This is a genomic window from Kurthia sp. YJT4 (assembly GCF_030219945.1).
GTDB classification, from domain to species: domain Bacteria; phylum Bacillota; class Bacilli; order Bacillales_A; family Planococcaceae; genus Kurthia; species Kurthia gibsonii.
Map to the genome: position 1 here is coordinate 2771630 of NZ_CP126689.1, position 15017 is coordinate 2786646.

The window sequence follows — 15017 nt, forward strand, 5'->3', positions numbered from 1 at the left end:
AATATTTCCACAGAATAGGAAAATCTAACATCAAAAAAATGAGAAATCGTTTTATTTACGATTTCCCATCTCATTGATTTATAATTTCGTATCATCAACATTATCTAAATATGCTTTAATCGCTACTACAACATCTTCTAAACATCCTGCTTCAAACGGAGACGTTAAATGAGCTGCCTCAACTAGCTTTGTGAAAGACTTTGAACCGCCTAAGCGACACAGTGCTAAATAATCTTTCCACGCTGCTTGATAATCCTCTCGTGAACGTTTCCAGAATTGGAATGCACATACTTGCGCTAATGTATAATCGATGTAATAGAATGGACTTGCAAAAATATGACCTTGGCGTTGCCAGAAGCCACCCTTCTCTAAATACGCATCGCCATCATAATCACGATGTGGTAAATATTTCTTCTCGATTTCGCGCCATGCAGCTTTACGCTCGTCAGGTGTCATCTCTGGATTCTCATACACAACATGTTGGAATTCATCGACAGATACACCATATGGCAAGAACATTAATCCACTTTCAAGATGTGAGAATTTATATTTCTCTGTGTCTTCTTTGAAGAATAGCTCCATCCAAGGCCATGTGAAGAATTCCATACTCATCGAATGAATTTCTGCTGATTCAAAAGTCGGCCATAAATACTCTGGAATACCAATATGACGACTTGAATATACTTGGAATGCATGACCTGCTTCATGTGTTAAAACATCAATATCTCCTGATGTTCCATTAAAGTTAGAGAAAATAAATGGTGACTCATAATCTTCGATGAATGTGCAGTAACCGCCACCTTGCTTTCCTTTTTTCGCAACTAGGTCCATTAAGTTACGCTCTTGCATATAACGGAAGAATTCATTCGTTTGCGGTGACAGTTCTTTATACATTTGTGCACCTTGTGCAACAATCCACTCAGCATCACCTTTTGGCGTAGGATTTCCTGTTGCATATGTGAATGCTTCATCACAGAATTTTAATGTATCAACGCCAATTCTTTTACGCTGACGCTCACGTAATTCTGTCACATATGGTACAACAACATCTCGAATTTGGTCGCGGTATCCCTTTACCATCTCTGCATTATAATCGACGCGGTTCATACGGACATAGCCTAACTCCACATAGTTTTTATAGCCTAACTTAACTGCCTGTGCATGACGATTTTTTACTAATTCATCATAGATGCGATCAAACTCTGCTTCATGTTTTGCGAAGAATGATGAACTTGCATCGCGTGCTGCTTTACGCGTTGCACGATCTTTTGATTCAGCGAATGGTGCAAGTTGTGCCAATGTATATGTTTCACCTTGAAACTCAATTTGAGCCGAAGCAATTAAGTTTGAATACTCCGTGCTTAGTTTATTTTCTTGTTGCATCAATTCAATCACTTCTTTTGAAAAACCTTTTAGTTCATAATCAGCTAAAGAAAAGAGCTGTGAACCATACTTCTCTTCTAATTCTTTACGGAATTTCGAATTAACTAACGCTTCATAATAAGCTGTTTGCACTTCTTGTAGAATTGGACCGTTTTCATCTAAAAATTCACGCTCTTTACGGTAATATGTATCGTTCGTGTCGATTGAAGAACGAATATATGCGATATTATCCATTGTTCCGTAGTGATTGCGAATAACATTGATTTCATCTAGTACTTGTTCCTGTTCTTCTACTGTTGAAGCTTCTTTAAACTTTGTTACAAGTTGCATTAAATCTTTTTTCATTTCTTCAATATCTGGTCGTGCATATTGATACTCATCAAATGTAATTGTCATGTATGTCCCTCTTTTCTATTCTTTTCGATTTTCGAAATATTTATTATATTATTCAATAAATTTTGGAAAATTGCAACGAATTGTAGCGCTTATTCTTCCTATATTTAAAAATAAAGGTTAAGAACTTATATTTTCCTCAGATTTATGCTAATCTATTTCTATGCCCAATTTTTAAAGTGAGGTGCTAGACATTGGTAGGTCGTAACGATCCATGTCCATGTGGCAGTGGTAAAAAATATAAGAAGTGTCACGGTAAGAATGCTGATGGCAATCTTATGAACTTAGTAAATGATGAATTGAATCGTCTAGAGCGTACATTCATCCAAGAGGTTAATCCTGCTTCAAACTACAAAATGAATCAACGTTATCAACAATTGCTAGGAGAACTTTCTTCAGTTTTCCCTGATTTTTTAATCAATGCAATTAACATTGAAACATCTGTATATATTGAAGAACCAGCGCAATGGCAAGCTTTCATTGCAAACCAAAGTGAAACAACAATGCGTCAGCAAGTAAAAGAGATTATCCAAAATTGGCATAATCCTCGTTTCATTTTGGCACACGTTGAATCATATGATGAAAAAGTGATTACACTTTTAGATGAAGTTGATGGCAAGACATATCAAATCCCTGCAACTTCTGAAGGTAATACACCAGGCGAATGGTTATTCGGTATCGCATTACCAGACCCTCGTCTAGGTGAAAATGGCTTACTTGTGAAGAGTTCTGCTTTATTCATTCCTAAGAATGACGAAGTAACAAAGAACGCTTTATTAGAAAAGCTAAAAGCAGGTATTACAGATTCATACGAACTGTATAAAGTATTCGGTGAAAGCAATTCGCCAATGGTAGAAGAAGCAACGGAAGTTGTAGAAACAGAAGCTGTTGTAGAAGAAGCTCCGAAAAAAGAAGTGGCTGTAGCAGACGAAGAATCATCTGTTCAAACACTTGCTGAAAAATACTTAGCTGAATATAACTTAGAAGCAGCTGCTTTCTTAGAAAAACTTCAACAGTTCTTAGATTCAGAAACAGTGAAGGCGAAGAAACCAGAAACAGTTGCAGCAAGTGCGATTTTAGCTGGACAAGCAACGAACATGATTCCAGAGGGCGGCTTGTCAAAAGTAAAAGATGTTGCTGAATATTATGGTGTTTCTGCTTCATCACTTTCTAAATACCGTAAGCAAATTACAGAGTTTTTAGAAGCTTAATCAAAAAAGAGAGCTCGTTCCGTAAAGGATCGACTCTCTTTTTTTAACGCCATAATTTTACTTTTTGTAAGATAAGACCTGCGCGTTCTCTCGCGCGTGCAGTAAATTCAATTGTTTCCGGTGTAGGAGCAGCTACTACATCTACATTAAAACCAAAATGTTTTGCAATCATTTGTGCGCGTGCTAAGTGGAAGTCATTTGTAATCAGTGTAATTTTTTCTTGATTAAGTGGAATGAATTGAGATGAGAATTTAATATTTTCATAGGTGGAAGTTGATTTCTTTTCTACAATTAAGCGATGCTCTTCAATCCCTTGCTCGATTAAATAGTCACGCATGACAACTGCCTCTGCCTCGTCTTCATCATCGCCTTGACCACCAGAAACAATGAGTTGTACATGTGGATATTGTTTAGCGTATTCTGCTGCTGCATCTAAACGATTTTTTAAGGACTTTGACGGAACTGCACCTGGGTTCACTTTTGCACCTAATACGATAGCATAGTTACTTTTACCATCTGCTTTTGGTTTCGTACCTTTATTCATTATATAATCCGTACCAAGCCAAAAGATTACGCCTGATGCTATACAGCTCAACAAAGTTATCTTTTTCCAACCCATGAAAATCACTCCTATTCTATAGAATATAGAACGCTCCAATCAATTGTATGTTGCGTAATATAAAAAAAGAGGAACCACTTTCAAATATCGTGATTCCCCATTCTATATTAGGCTTGTTCTACATTATGATACACTTGTTGGACATCTTCTAGTTCTTCTAATGCATCAATCATTTTTTCAAACTGAGCCATCGACGCTTCGTCTAATTGAACTTCTGTTTGTGGAAGCATTGAAATTTCAGCAACTGTGAATTCTTCAATACCTTCTGCTTTTAACGCTTCATCTACACGCGCAAAATCAGTTGGTTCTGCATATACAATCGTTACATCACCTTCTTCAAAAACATCACGTACATCGATGTCTGCCATGATGAATACTTCCAGTAATTCATCTGCTGTTTTACCTTCTACACCAAATACAGCTGTTTTATTGAACATATAATCAACAGAACCTTTAACACCCATATTCCCACCGTTTTTACCGAATGCTGCACGAACGTCTGAAGCTGTACGGTTTACGTTGTTTGTTAAGGCATCAACAATTACCATTGAACCATTTGGACCAAAACCTTCGTAGCGTAGTTCGTCATAAACTTCGTCTACATTTCCTTTTGCTTTATCAATCGCACGATCAATAATATGTTTTGGTACACTATATGTTTTTGCACGCTCTAAAACGATTTTTAAAGCGCCATTTGATACTGGATCTGGTTCGCCTGATTTAGCTGCTACATAGATTTCACGACCAAATTTAGCATTAATTCGACTAGTATCTTTATCTTTTGCGGCTTTCTTTTCCTTAATGTTATTCCACTTACGTCCCATTAAAATTCACTCTCTTTCAAAATTAGAATACCTAAATTGTCGACGGGTGGGCAGTTATACTGTCGCCCGACATGGACGAGCCATTAATTTACTGTAGTATTATACACCAAATTCATTCAATTGCCTATTTATCATTGTTAACAAATAAAGAGCTAATTCACTTCACTCACATGAAATCAATTAACTCTCTTTTTATGCCTTCATTATTTCATCATATAAACGCTGATTTGCTTCCATACACAATTGATAGGTTTCTTCAAAATCACCCGTGTAATAAGGGTCTGGTACATCTTTTGGTTCGTCTATAACATCTAAGTAGCGCATAATTTTTGCATGGGTCTTACTGATTATTCGTTTCGTCTGTTCGATATTATCATGATCCATACAAACAATGTAATCGAATTTTTGTCCATCTTCTTGTACAAGAGGTCTGCTGACCATTCCATCTGTTGAAATAGCGTGTTCTTTTAACTTTTGATGCGTCCCTCGGTGTGGTGGTTCTCCTTCATGCCAACCACTTGTACCTGCTGAATCAATCACCCATCCATCTAGCTGACCTTTTTGTTGAACCATCGCTCGAAAAGTAGCTTCAGCCATCGGTGAGCGACAAATATTCCCTAGACAAACAAATAAAATACGATGTTTCATATTCTACGAACTCCTTAATTCCAAGGGAAGAATTTGAATAGTACAACGCCACTAACAGCTGACTTTTTAATAAAGCCATAATCACGACTGTCACTACTATTTTGGCGGTTATCCCCCATTACGAAATAAGAGTTATCTGGCACTTTCACATCGCCTGTTACATCTTTCATCGTAAAGTCTTCTGTGAAGTTTAATCCATCCGCTTGATATTCTTTTACATGATCTTGCTCATAATCTTCTTTGTATTTTTTACCGTTAATAAATAATTCATCATTTTTGAATTCGATATTATCACCTGGTAAACCAATTACACGCTTGATATAGTAATCATCTTCCACTGGTGACTTAAATACAATGACATCAAAACGCTTAATTTTACTTACCTTACTAATAATTACACGATCATTATCATGATATGTGTTCTCCATTGATTCACCTTTTACTGTTACAGGTGCAAATAAGAAATAACGTACACCCACTGCAATTAAAATCGCAATTAGAATTGGCCAAACCCATGACATAACCTCTTTACCCTTACTTGTCTTCTTCTTTTCCTGTTCCATTTCATCACCTTAATTCTGTTATTTCGTTCTTCTAATTATGACATTTTCTCACATTCATAATCAATATATACCCCTATTTCCTATAAAAAAGACTATTCAAACGATGAATTTGTTCCGCTTGAATAGTCATGAGTTTATTATTTTAATTCTTCTAAGTGCTGTGCTGTAATGCCAAGCACTGCATAAACCTTTTGTAATGTCGTTTCACGCACCTTTGTATCGCCACGCTCAATTCGACTTACTGTTTTTTGTGTAACATTTGCACGCTCAGCAAGCTGTGACTGTGTTAGTCCTACTGTCATACGTTGTTTGAAAATAATTTGGCTTCTTTTCTCAGCCATTTTCTCTAATGCCGTTTTTTCAACCACTACATTATTTTCTTGTTCATATAACTCTACTGATACCATTACACTACACCCCTATTTTGTTTTATTTGTTGTCATTTCTCCATTCCATATGTTTCGCTCGGCTCATTTGAAATCCCCTGTATTCAAATATCACTTGCTGTCTTGTCTAATGTTGTCTTGCAATTGTGTCAGTAACTCCCCAAGTTGCTGCTCTAACAGTTGCGTATATGCTTCTCTGCCTTCTTTTCCTTTTGCATTGACATAAATAGGTTCACCATAAATGATGTAACCCTTCTTTTTAGAAAATACTTCTTTTGGTGTGTTCGGTCCTATGTATGCAGCTGGAATAATTGGCGCTTTGCTCAGCTGTGCAATCGTAATTGCACCTTGTTTCAAATTAGAAGCCTCTGCATTTCGTGTTCCACTCGGAAAAATCCCGACAATCTCACCATCTTTAATTAGTTTCATTGGGACTTTTACGACACTTGGTCCTGGATTATCACGATCTACAGGAAAAGCATGCATTTTTGTAATGAACCACCCTAATGCTTTTTGATCGAACAGTTGCTTTTTGGCCATAAAATGAATGGGTTTCGGGTAGATAGAAATTCCAAGATTCAACATATCAATCCAGCCACTATGTGTACATGCAAGCACATAACCACCATCAGTTGGTAAATTATTTCTACCGTACACCTTCACCTTATTGAATATGCCTAAAAACCATCGAACTAAAAATCCTACAACGCGATACATAATACTCTCCTTCATACGTAAACAATCTAATCGTTTATTATTAAAAAATTTATATCTTTTTACTAGTATAAACGATTCTAAATATAAAGTGCGAATGTATCAGTGAATCTGTTATCTATTTCCCCTTAATTCCATTGTAAAATAAAATGGAAAAAATGTGTACTGAATGTACAAAAAAATTTAAAATTGTTATTCAATTCAAAATCTTTATGACACATTTTCGATAAATATTAATAAAAGTTGTTATATCAATGATTATACAGCTTATGAAAACGGTAACAACATTCACTTTTTTGTAAGAAACGATTATTTTGTCCTTCTGGAGTGGAATATGTCGAATTTTTCATTACTATCTATTTAACTCCCTACTATTTACATCATAAATTTTTACCAAAAGGAATACAAGTATTTTGCTATTTTTTACAATAAAAGGGTAACCATATACGCTACGGTTACCCTTTTTTCTCCATATTATGCATAAAGTAAAATGAATTTTACGTCTTTATTTTTTTCTAACTTTCATCTGTTTGACTAAAAATCCACCACTTAAATTACTTGGCTCGTAAGAAATGATGAATGCTTTCGGCCACATTTCTAAAACGGTATTTCGTAATTTTTTTTCATTTTTACGTTTCGCAATAACCGTCATACAAATTTTTTGACCGTCTTTTCCATCTGCTAACCAAGATGTAACCCCATAACCTTTTGAGCGTAATTCATGAACAATTTCAGCATCTTCTAAATTGATAATAATCTCAAATAAAATATAACCTAGCGCTAGTTTACCTTCGATTAAACTACCAATATAAACACCTAATCCCCAACCTAGACAGTATGCAGCCATATTCCAAGGATTATCTAAATTATCAAGCACCATTGTCAAACCCATTAAGTAAATAAAGACTTCTAAAACAGATAAAATAGAGGCTGCTTTTGGATATCCTTTAATAACGAGAATCAGGCGCAATGTTGTCATGGTCATATAAGCTACGTTAATCACAATAATAAGGATAATCGTATCGAGCATAAAAAGCCCTCCTAACCAATATACGAATTGTTTTAACTGATTCCCTTAATTTCCCTTAGAAAACATATCACAATTTAGTGCGCTTTGGTTCTTGAATACGGTCTAATTTTTTTAACGTGATATATAAAATCAGTACACCGACAAGATTACAAATTGTACCCAGACTAAATATAGTCCAAAATACTGTAGCTTCTAAATTGCGCGTAAAGGCAAATGTAATACTTAAAGAGCCTATGACGACAAGTGAAATAATCCATACAAATTGTTTAAACATGGATCACACTCCTTTATGCTGTTAGTTTTCTATAAGATGCATTTCAATTTTTCGACTCGCCCGACTTCTTTTCTTTGTTAATAATGCCTTTGCAGATTTCCGAAACTCGACATATTCACCGAATTGTATATATTCTACCCGAAAACCAGCTTCTAACCAAGCAGCAGACTGCACATATGTACCACTTCTTGTATTTCCCCACCATGCTTGATACTTATATGCAGACTGTGGAAGCGAGGTTTGTAGGATTTCTTCAATTTTTTTAAAACTTAAAATTACTTGTTCCTTTTCTTGTTGTTGTAAAAATTCATGGAGTGGAAAATATTTTCCGTTTCCTTTCATTCTATAACGTCCTTTCTATATTAGGGTTCGATTTTATAATTCTAACATAAAATGAAAAGAATATTCTAAAAATTCTAAATTAATGGAAAAGAAACGTTTTACTTACAGAAAAAGGACTTCAAGTGAATGAAGTCCTACTTACACATTTATTTTTTCTTCTTTTTCTCTTTTTCTTGTTCTTCTTTTAAGAACATATTATAGAGTGGCTGTAATGAGTTTGCATCTAAGTCGATATCACGTTCATATGCATATTTTACAGCATAACCGAGTGAAATCGTCATCGTCGCTGCAACCGACCCAGCTGCAACTGAACCAGCTCCAGGAATCAACTTCACAACCTGACGGAAGATGGTTCGTCCAACACTTCCGACAACAGTCGCAATAATCATCTCTTTTGCGCGATCTTTTGTAATTGGCTTATTATATAATTTCGCTAATTTGATCATCATCGCTACTTGTAATGCTGTTAAAGGTCCAAAGTCTGCTCCTGGTAGAGGAATTGCACCGATTGCAGCAGCAGAAGCCCCAGAAGCTAAAATCCACTTTTTCGCAGTAGATGACTTATCTGCCATGTGTGTTGCCATCAGTACGTCCTTTTTTCCTTTTTCTAAAATACGCAAAATTTGATTTTGTAACATCGACATGTTCTCACCTGTACGTGAAGAAATCGGTACGACTGGATAGTTGTAAGCTGTATTATCTTGAATATATTTAACCAACTCGCCTACATCTTCAGCGGCATCAATCTTATTTAAGACAATTAAAATATCTTGATTGACTTCTCGAATTTGCTTTAACGTTTGTAATTCATAGTCTGATAGCACCGTTCCAGCAGCATTTAAAAAGAATAAGACGACATCAGCTTCTTTGAAAAACTTCAATGTTTGTTGTGAATTTTCACTGTTTACATCTTGTAACCCAGGTGTATCCACAAAAACAATTTTGTCATGCAGTGCATATTTTTCAATCGACACCGTCTCACCTGGTTTTGCACCTACACGCGCTACTTCCCCATCCATTAGACGATTAATTGTTGAAGATTTTCCTGCATTAACATCACCAATCATCGCAATTAAAATCTCTTGATCCAATTGTTTATTAATTTCGGCTGACTGCTCCGCAAAAATTTTATCAAATTGCTCATCTGAAAAAGGTTGTTTTTCCATGTATTGCTCACTCCTTTTATAATGCCGAGCTATGTGACTGACTAGTTCTTATAAATTAAATACCCGCATACTCGGCTAATTCACGTTCATATTTATTTAATGACGATGCTGAAACATCAAAATACTCCGCAATCGCTTTTACCGTTGTATCGATTTTTTCGAAATAACCATGGTCATTACCGAAACGAATTGCGCCTGCTGCAATTGCGACTGGTTTACGCGCTTTTGGTTGTTTTTCAACAACAAAGTCTTGCGTCAGTTGTAGAATACGCTCTGCGTCGCGTCCCTGTTCTTCTAAGTATGCCATGATTCGATCGAAAACTTCTGTTTCAAAATCTGTAAATTCATTACCTTCAAAACCATTCTCAACAAGTTTCTTCCATAATTCCATTGAATCGCCCATTGTTTTTTCTTTAAAGAACTGTTCAAAAATCGCTGTATGATCGACTGGGAAGAAAATCATACTCGAAATCGCTAAATGACGCTGTTCATCAATTGGCAATATGAAGCAAAATACATGAACATTCTCTGGAATAGGACGTTCACCTTCGCGTCTTAGTTGCACAAGAGCCTTTGTATCGCTCTGTTCAACAATCATATAGTCGTCTTTTACTTCTTTAATTTTTCCGATTAATAAAGACGGGTGTGACCACTTCTCTAAGCGTTCTTTTAAAGCTGGGCGAATCGTATCTTTTAATACTTTTTCTAAATAGCCTGTCCAAATATCTAAGCGTTCTTCAAAGAAGAAATAGTCAATGGCAATTGCTTCTACTAATTCGATATCGAGTTTGTCACCCAGTGCTTCATTCCATTTTGCGCCTACCGCATGATATGCTTCAAAATCTTGTTTTTTTGGATATAACTCATAGAAATTTTGAAGTACACGCTCCATTTCTTCGTCTACAACAACGTCTACTGTTACTGCCTCTTTATTCGCACAACACTTTTTATATTTTTTTCCACTACCACATGGGCATGGGTCATTACGTCCAATCATTTTTCCTACTCCTTTTAAAAAAACTTTTACTGTAACACTATAACACCTTTAGAAACATTCCGCTAAACAATGAAATTCACCTTAAAGTATGCTATTTTTTTAATATGAAAAAATATATTCCGTTACTTTTATTAATCGTTATTATTTTCATTTCATCTAGTCAAAGTTATGAGCAACAATCTATCGTACCAACCTTGCAACAACTCTTACCAAATCAACCGTTCTACAACTTCTTATCACTATTTAAAATTCCCTATTGGGGAATTACAGTGTCTGTTGAAGAACGTGGTTACTATTACTTCATTGAATTTTTAGTACGAAAAGCTGCACATATGTTATCTTTCGGTGCGATGGCAATCGCCATCTATATCGCGTTATTCCCAAGAAAATATCGCTATGTATATGCGCTTATCATCACATTCATCCTCGCCTTAGCAGATGAATTCCATCAGTACTTCACAGATGGTCGCACAGCTACCATGTCAGATGTGTGGTTAGATACATTCGGTGGATTTTTACTACTGACATTATTTGTTCTTATTCTAGCGTTGATTCGTAAATGGAAATCAAAACGATAAAACACATCCTTTCGTATATGGAAGGATGTGTTTTATCGTTTAGAGTAGAAGTGTCATCAAATATTCATCATAATACTCTTGTCCTTTTTTCATAGACTTCTTTTCAATGCCTACTACTTCAAAACCTAATTTTTTATAGAGTGAAAATGCTGGTTCATTCGTTGTCACAACACTTAAATTCAATTTCTCAATATCAGGATCTTCTTTAGAATCATCAATGATTTTTTGAATTAACGCGACACCTGCACCTGTACCTCGTGCTTTTCCTGACACATACACTGCGCCAATTTGCGCACGATGCGACATTTTAATCATTTTCTCTTTTTGCAATGTAGCTGCACCAACTAACTCCCCATCTAAAAAAGCACCATAAAACTGCTCGGCACTCGAGCGTGTCACTTCACGTACGAGGTCAATTGGATTTTCAATTGCTACTGCTTCCTCATAAGACATCGCAAAAGCTTCTGGGACTTCTTGTAATGCTTCTTTTCGAAGCGCCCAGTAAGCATGTGCATCATCTTCTACTAATTTTCGTATTTCTAGCATGATTTTAGCTCCTTTAGCGATTTAAACATCGCAAAGTTTTCGACAGATTACCTTCCATCCTTTACCCACAGCTAAACCATTCTAAAACACTTTCTTTTATAAAGAACCAACCAATATATCGACATCAATTGTAATTTCATCTAACTGTAAGTCTTCGATTTTCTTCTCTTGATGCCAACCCATCGGTGTCATATGCGCAAGTAATGGGACAAGTTCTGTGGATATCTTTTTTGTCGTTGTCACGCGGAAGATATCCACATGTGGAAAACTCTCTTTAAATCGTTCAACTGTTTGACTGTTCGAGTAATCCTCTTTCTCGGATGTCGCATAGAATTGTTTTCGTAACTCTTTTAAATAGCCGCTCTGTGGAACGACTTTAATCACTTTGCCATTCGGCTGTAATAAACGCTTAAATTCCTCATAGTTCGCAGGCGATAAAATATTTAAAATGACGTCGAATTTCTTCGATGCATAGGGGCTTTTCGCTAAATCTCCTACAACCCATAAAATATCGGTATAGTTCTTTGCAGCCGCCACGATTCCTTCTTTTGAAAGGTCAATCCCTGTCGCAATCATTTCGTGTTCACATTGTTCTTTTAATTTATAAAGATGCGTTCCTTCACCACAACCTGTATCTAATACCGTCATCACTTCAGGTAAGTTCGTCAGCTGTTGTAAAATCACATCATATACATCCGCATATAACATGGCATCAAGCACTTGTTTACGCGCTTCAAATAATTTTTGATCGTACATTGATTGAACTGGATGCGTTAGTAAATTAACATAACCTTGTTTTGCTAAATCAAAGCTATGACCATTTTTACATACAAGTGTTTTTTCCTCTTGTATGTGAAATGCTTGCTCACAATGTGGGCAGCGAAATAGCTGTGCATTCTTTTGAAGCCACTGTGCGCTCATTTGTTTTTTAGATAACATTCTTCACATTCCTCTCAAAAAAAGAAGCAGAAAACGCGTATTCGTCTTCCGCAACTTTTGTTATTTTATAAGATATTCAATGATTAAACCAATTGATAATAAGAAACCAAAGAATGTATTTGTTAAAGCAGTTGATTTCATCGCCAAACCTTGTTTCATCGGGATGCCTTCGCCTTCTTTAAAGTTCTTAATTGCTGCAATCGGTTTTGGCACACTGATGAATACGAGTAGTAACCACGGACTAACAACACCGAATACGACTAAACCGACAATCCACGCATACGATACGATGAACGAAATCGCCAGCAACTGAATCGCTTTTTCACGTCCTAGTAGAATCGCAAGTGTTTTACGACCACCAATTGTATCTTCTTTAATATCACGAATATTATTCGACATATTAATACCACCAACTAAAATACCCAGTGGTACAGATACTAAAAAGCTCGTCATACTCACGTCACCTGTTTGGATGAAGTAAGCAATAAGAATAAAGCCAATTCCCATACTCAGTCCTGCAAAAAGTTCACCAAATGGTGTGTAAGCAATCGGCATTGGACCACCTGTGTACAAGTAGCCGATTAACATACCAATAATTCCGATGACCACAAGCCACCAACTAGAATTCATACAAATATAAATTCCGATTAATACGGATAGACCGTATAAGATTAAAGCGAATGCCAATACAGAAGACGGCTTTGTACCATGTCGTACGAGCGCACCACCAATCCCTACTGAATCAACAGTATCTAAACCTCTTTTAAAATCATAATATTCATTGAATAAATTCGTCGCAATTTGTAAAAACAAACCGCAGACAAGCATTGCCGTAAATAAAAGCCAATTAATTGGACCATCATTAAGCGCGAGCATTGTCCCTAAAATAACAGGCGCAAAAGTTGCTGTTAATGTGTGTGGACGTGTTAATTGCCACATCAATTTTAGCGTGCTAATATCTTCAATCGGCTGATTTGTTTGTTTCGCCATAACTTACTTCCTTTCGTACTTTCTATAACTCTATTATTCTACATGATTTTTCGTTTGATTGCTAAAGTTGAATTTCAACAAAAAGTTTGATACAGTAAAGGCAACTAAAGCGTACAGAAGGATTTCTAGGGTTCCGTAAACAAATTTGTTTAGACTGGTCCGAGAGAAATCCCGCATCAATTTGATGTGCCACGGAAGGACAAAAGCCTGGGAGTTTCACTGCATGATGCAGTCAAGCTCTCAGGTTTTTTTATGTACATTGAAGGAGGAATTTATAATGAAGCACTGGGCAGTTGTTGTTTTTGCTGCTGTACTCGAAACTTGTTGGGTTATTGGTTTAAAACATGCAGATACTTGGTGGGAATGGTTACTTACCATTGCCGCACTCGTTTACACATTCAAATTATTATTAAATGCAGGTGATCACCTACCTGTTGGAACAGTTTATGCTGTCTTTGTCGGATTAGGTACAGCTGGAACCGTACTAAGCGATATCGTTCTCTTTGATGCACCAATCGAATTTATGAAAATCGCATTAATCGGTGTATTACTAATCGGTGTGATCGGACTCAAAATGGTAACACCCGACCATACAGAAGGAGGTCAATCATAATGGCATGGATTGCGCTTATTTTAGCAGGTTTTTGTGAAATTTTTGGCGTTGCCATGATGAATCGCTGGCAACTTTATCGTAATTGGCAAACGATTGTAGCACTGATTATTGGTTTTGGTATTAGTTTAGCCTTACTCTCTTACGCAATGGAAACAATTCCTATGGGAACTGCCTACGCTGTTTGGACGGGTATTGGCGCTGCTGGTGGTGCACTAGTTGGTATGATTTTCTTCAAAGAATCGAAAGACTGGCGTCGCATTGTATTTATTACACTCATTTTAGCTGCTGCTATCGGTTTAAAATTATTTTCTTAGCGTTTATAATGAGAACACTTATGAAGTTTGAAGGGGTGTTTTAATATGGAGATTTTTAAAATTACAGATGCAGCAGATTTAGAAAAGGCATTCTCAATCCGAAAAGAAGTATTTGTAGAAGAACAGCATGTGCCAATTGAAGAAGAAATTGATGCCTATGACACATTAGACGGTGAATGTGAACATGTTCTATTAACAAAAGACGGTCAAGCTGTTGGTACAGGTCGAGTTCGCTTAGTAGACGACTACGGAAAAATCCAACGTGTTGCGATTCGATTAACAGAGCGTAAACATGGTTATGGTAAGGTCATCATTCAAAAACTAGAAGAACTTGCAGCAGCACGTGGTGCAACTAAAGCAAAATTAGATGCACAAGTTCACGCTATTGGTTTTTACGAAAAGTTAGGCTACACTGTTCAATCTGACGTATTTATGGATGCTGGAATTGAGCATGTACTCATGACAAAATCGCTACATTAAAAAAGAA

At 36.3% G+C, this 15017-nt stretch carries 20 protein-coding genes and 1 riboswitch; of the genes, 5 read left to right on the top strand and 15 right to left on the bottom strand.

Annotation, left to right across the window (positions count from 1 at the left end):
• Positions 1–78: 78 nt before the first annotated feature.
• A complete protein-coding gene (locus QN089_RS13780) occupies positions 79–1779 on the bottom strand; it encodes a M3 family oligoendopeptidase (RefSeq protein ID WP_285215531.1) in 1701 nt (566 codons plus the stop codon).
• A 191-nt stretch (positions 1780–1970) separates the two neighbouring features.
• On the opposite strand from QN089_RS13780, the gene QN089_RS13785 reads away from it, so the two are divergent.
• Positions 1971–2987 (top strand): YecA family protein, encoded by a 1017-nt coding sequence (locus tag QN089_RS13785; protein ID WP_068450447.1) that lies wholly within the window; start codon positions 1971–1973, stop codon positions 2985–2987.
• A 43-nt stretch (positions 2988–3030) separates the two neighbouring features.
• Here the strand turns inward: QN089_RS13785 and QN089_RS13790 are convergent, their stop codons facing one another.
• The 11 genes from QN089_RS13790 to QN089_RS13840 form a co-directional block, all read right to left on the bottom strand.
• Entirely contained in the window at positions 3031–3606 is a 576-nt protein-coding gene (locus tag QN089_RS13790; RefSeq protein ID WP_285215532.1) for a YdcF family protein, read from the bottom strand.
• A gap of 107 nt (positions 3607–3713) precedes the next feature.
• Positions 3714–4430 carry a YebC/PmpR family DNA-binding transcriptional regulator gene (locus QN089_RS13795; RefSeq protein WP_068450444.1) on the bottom strand — a complete coding sequence of 239 codons (717 nt, stop codon included), beginning with the start codon at positions 4428–4430 and terminating at the stop codon, positions 3714–3716.
• Between the two features lie 192 nt (positions 4431–4622).
• Complete coding sequence (locus tag QN089_RS13800; protein WP_285215533.1) at positions 4623–5078, bottom strand: low molecular weight protein-tyrosine-phosphatase; 456 nt, start codon at positions 5076–5078, stop codon at positions 4623–4625.
• 14 nt (positions 5079–5092) lie between these two features.
• Positions 5093–5599, bottom strand: coding sequence for a signal peptidase I (gene lepB / locus QN089_RS13805; RefSeq protein WP_231726969.1), 507 nt, complete (start codon positions 5597–5599; stop codon positions 5093–5095).
• A 179-nt stretch (positions 5600–5778) separates the two neighbouring features.
• Positions 5779–6048, bottom strand: coding sequence for a helix-turn-helix domain-containing protein (locus tag QN089_RS13810; RefSeq protein WP_068450438.1), 270 nt, complete (start codon positions 6046–6048; stop codon positions 5779–5781).
• Between the two features lie 90 nt (positions 6049–6138).
• A complete protein-coding gene (locus tag QN089_RS13815) occupies positions 6139–6744 on the bottom strand; it encodes a lysophospholipid acyltransferase family protein (RefSeq protein WP_068450436.1) in 606 nt (201 codons plus the stop codon).
• Between the two features lie 502 nt (positions 6745–7246).
• The gene (locus tag QN089_RS13820; protein ID WP_068450434.1) at positions 7247–7771 is read right to left on the bottom strand and encodes a DUF2179 domain-containing protein; all 525 of its coding nucleotides are present in this window, start codon (positions 7769–7771) and stop codon (positions 7247–7249) included.
• Positions 7772–7838: 67 nt separating this feature from the next.
• Entirely contained in the window at positions 7839–8045 is a 207-nt protein-coding gene (locus QN089_RS13825) for a hypothetical protein (protein WP_068450431.1), read from the bottom strand.
• Positions 8046–8066: 21 nt separating this feature from the next.
• Positions 8067–8387, bottom strand: a complete 321-nt coding sequence (locus QN089_RS13830) for a DUF7662 domain-containing protein (protein WP_068450429.1) — start codon at positions 8385–8387, stop codon at positions 8067–8069.
• A 146-nt stretch (positions 8388–8533) separates the two neighbouring features.
• Positions 8534–9553, bottom strand: a complete 1020-nt coding sequence (locus QN089_RS13835; protein WP_068450425.1) for a YcjF family protein — start codon at positions 9551–9553, stop codon at positions 8534–8536.
• Positions 9554–9608: 55 nt separating this feature from the next.
• Positions 9609–10550, bottom strand: a complete 942-nt coding sequence (locus QN089_RS13840; RefSeq protein WP_068450423.1) for a YecA family protein — start codon at positions 10548–10550, stop codon at positions 9609–9611.
• Between the two features lie 104 nt (positions 10551–10654).
• Between QN089_RS13840 and QN089_RS13845 the strand changes: the two genes are divergently transcribed.
• Positions 10655–11128, top strand: coding sequence for a VanZ family protein (locus QN089_RS13845; RefSeq protein ID WP_068450421.1), 474 nt, complete (start codon positions 10655–10657; stop codon positions 11126–11128).
• Between the two features lie 39 nt (positions 11129–11167).
• Here QN089_RS13845 and QN089_RS13850 read toward each other — a convergent pair whose 3' ends face one another.
• The 3 genes from QN089_RS13850 to QN089_RS13860 form a co-directional block, all read right to left on the bottom strand.
• The gene (locus tag QN089_RS13850; RefSeq protein WP_231726968.1) at positions 11168–11674 is read right to left on the bottom strand and encodes a GNAT family N-acetyltransferase; all 507 of its coding nucleotides are present in this window, start codon (positions 11672–11674) and stop codon (positions 11168–11170) included.
• A gap of 96 nt (positions 11675–11770) precedes the next feature.
• Positions 11771–12613: a putative RNA methyltransferase gene (locus tag QN089_RS13855; RefSeq protein ID WP_068450419.1), complete on the bottom strand. Its 843-nt coding sequence runs from the start codon at positions 12611–12613 to the stop codon at positions 11771–11773.
• Between the two features lie 60 nt (positions 12614–12673).
• The gene (locus QN089_RS13860; RefSeq protein ID WP_068450417.1) at positions 12674–13603 is read right to left on the bottom strand and encodes a 1,4-dihydroxy-2-naphthoate polyprenyltransferase; all 930 of its coding nucleotides are present in this window, start codon (positions 13601–13603) and stop codon (positions 12674–12676) included.
• Positions 13604–13717: 114 nt separating this feature from the next.
• A riboswitch (guanidine-I (ykkC/yxkD leader) is annotated at positions 13718–13819 on the top strand.
• A 58-nt stretch (positions 13820–13877) separates the two neighbouring features.
• Between QN089_RS13860 and QN089_RS13865 the strand changes: the two genes are divergently transcribed.
• The 3 genes from QN089_RS13865 to QN089_RS13875 are packed head-to-tail and all read left to right on the top strand — an operon-like array spanning position 13878 to position 15010.
• Positions 13878–14216, top strand: a complete 339-nt coding sequence (locus QN089_RS13865; RefSeq protein WP_269465201.1) for a DMT family transporter — start codon at positions 13878–13880, stop codon at positions 14214–14216.
• On the top strand, positions 14216–14530 hold the full coding sequence (locus tag QN089_RS13870; RefSeq protein WP_068450411.1) for a DMT family transporter: 315 nt from the start codon (positions 14216–14218) through the stop codon (positions 14528–14530). Before QN089_RS13865 ends, QN089_RS13870 begins: the two co-directional genes overlap by 1 nt.
• A 45-nt stretch (positions 14531–14575) precedes the next feature.
• The gene (locus QN089_RS13875) at positions 14576–15010 is read left to right on the top strand and encodes a GNAT family N-acetyltransferase (RefSeq protein ID WP_068450409.1); all 435 of its coding nucleotides are present in this window, start codon (positions 14576–14578) and stop codon (positions 15008–15010) included.
• Positions 15011–15017: the final 7 nt, after the last annotated feature.

Bases quoted from the DNA above. Each gene is read 5' to 3' on its own strand.
- QN089_RS13780 (WP_285215531.1), bottom strand. From the start codon at position 1,779: ATGACAATTACATTTGATGAGTATCAATATGCACGACCAGATATTGAA.
- QN089_RS13790 (WP_285215532.1), bottom strand. From the start codon at position 3,606: ATGGGTTGGAAAAAGATAACTTTGTTGAGCTGTATAGCATCAGGCGTA.
- QN089_RS13795 (WP_068450444.1), bottom strand. From the start codon at position 4,430: ATGGGACGTAAGTGGAATAACATTAAGGAAAAGAAAGCCGCAAAAGAT.
- QN089_RS13800 (WP_285215533.1), bottom strand. From the start codon at position 5,078: ATGAAACATCGTATTTTATTTGTTTGTCTAGGGAATATTTGTCGCTCA.
- lepB (WP_231726969.1), bottom strand. From the start codon at position 5,599: ATGTCATGGGTTTGGCCAATTCTAATTGCGATTTTAATTGCAGTGGGT.
- QN089_RS13810 (WP_068450438.1), bottom strand. From the start codon at position 6,048: ATGGTATCAGTAGAGTTATATGAACAAGAAAATAATGTAGTGGTTGAA.
- QN089_RS13815 (WP_068450436.1), bottom strand. From the start codon at position 6,744: ATGTATCGCGTTGTAGGATTTTTAGTTCGATGGTTTTTAGGCATATTC.
- QN089_RS13820 (WP_068450434.1), bottom strand. From the start codon at position 7,771: ATGCTCGATACGATTATCCTTATTATTGTGATTAACGTAGCTTATATG.
- QN089_RS13825 (WP_068450431.1), bottom strand. From the start codon at position 8,045: ATGTTTAAACAATTTGTATGGATTATTTCACTTGTCGTCATAGGCTCT.
- QN089_RS13830 (WP_068450429.1), bottom strand. From the start codon at position 8,387: ATGAAAGGAAACGGAAAATATTTTCCACTCCATGAATTTTTACAACAA.
- QN089_RS13835 (WP_068450425.1), bottom strand. From the start codon at position 9,553: ATGGAAAAACAACCTTTTTCAGATGAGCAATTTGATAAAATTTTTGCG.
- QN089_RS13840 (WP_068450423.1), bottom strand. From the start codon at position 10,550: ATGATTGGACGTAATGACCCATGCCCATGTGGTAGTGGAAAAAAATAT.
- QN089_RS13845 (WP_068450421.1), top strand. From the start codon at position 10,655: ATGAAAAAATATATTCCGTTACTTTTATTAATCGTTATTATTTTCATT.
- QN089_RS13850 (WP_231726968.1), bottom strand. From the start codon at position 11,674: ATGCTAGAAATACGAAAATTAGTAGAAGATGATGCACATGCTTACTGG.
- QN089_RS13855 (WP_068450419.1), bottom strand. From the start codon at position 12,613: ATGTTATCTAAAAAACAAATGAGCGCACAGTGGCTTCAAAAGAATGCA.
- QN089_RS13860 (WP_068450417.1), bottom strand. From the start codon at position 13,603: ATGGCGAAACAAACAAATCAGCCGATTGAAGATATTAGCACGCTAAAA.
- QN089_RS13870 (WP_068450411.1), top strand. From the start codon at position 14,216: ATGGCATGGATTGCGCTTATTTTAGCAGGTTTTTGTGAAATTTTTGGC.
- QN089_RS13875 (WP_068450409.1), top strand. From the start codon at position 14,576: ATGGAGATTTTTAAAATTACAGATGCAGCAGATTTAGAAAAGGCATTC.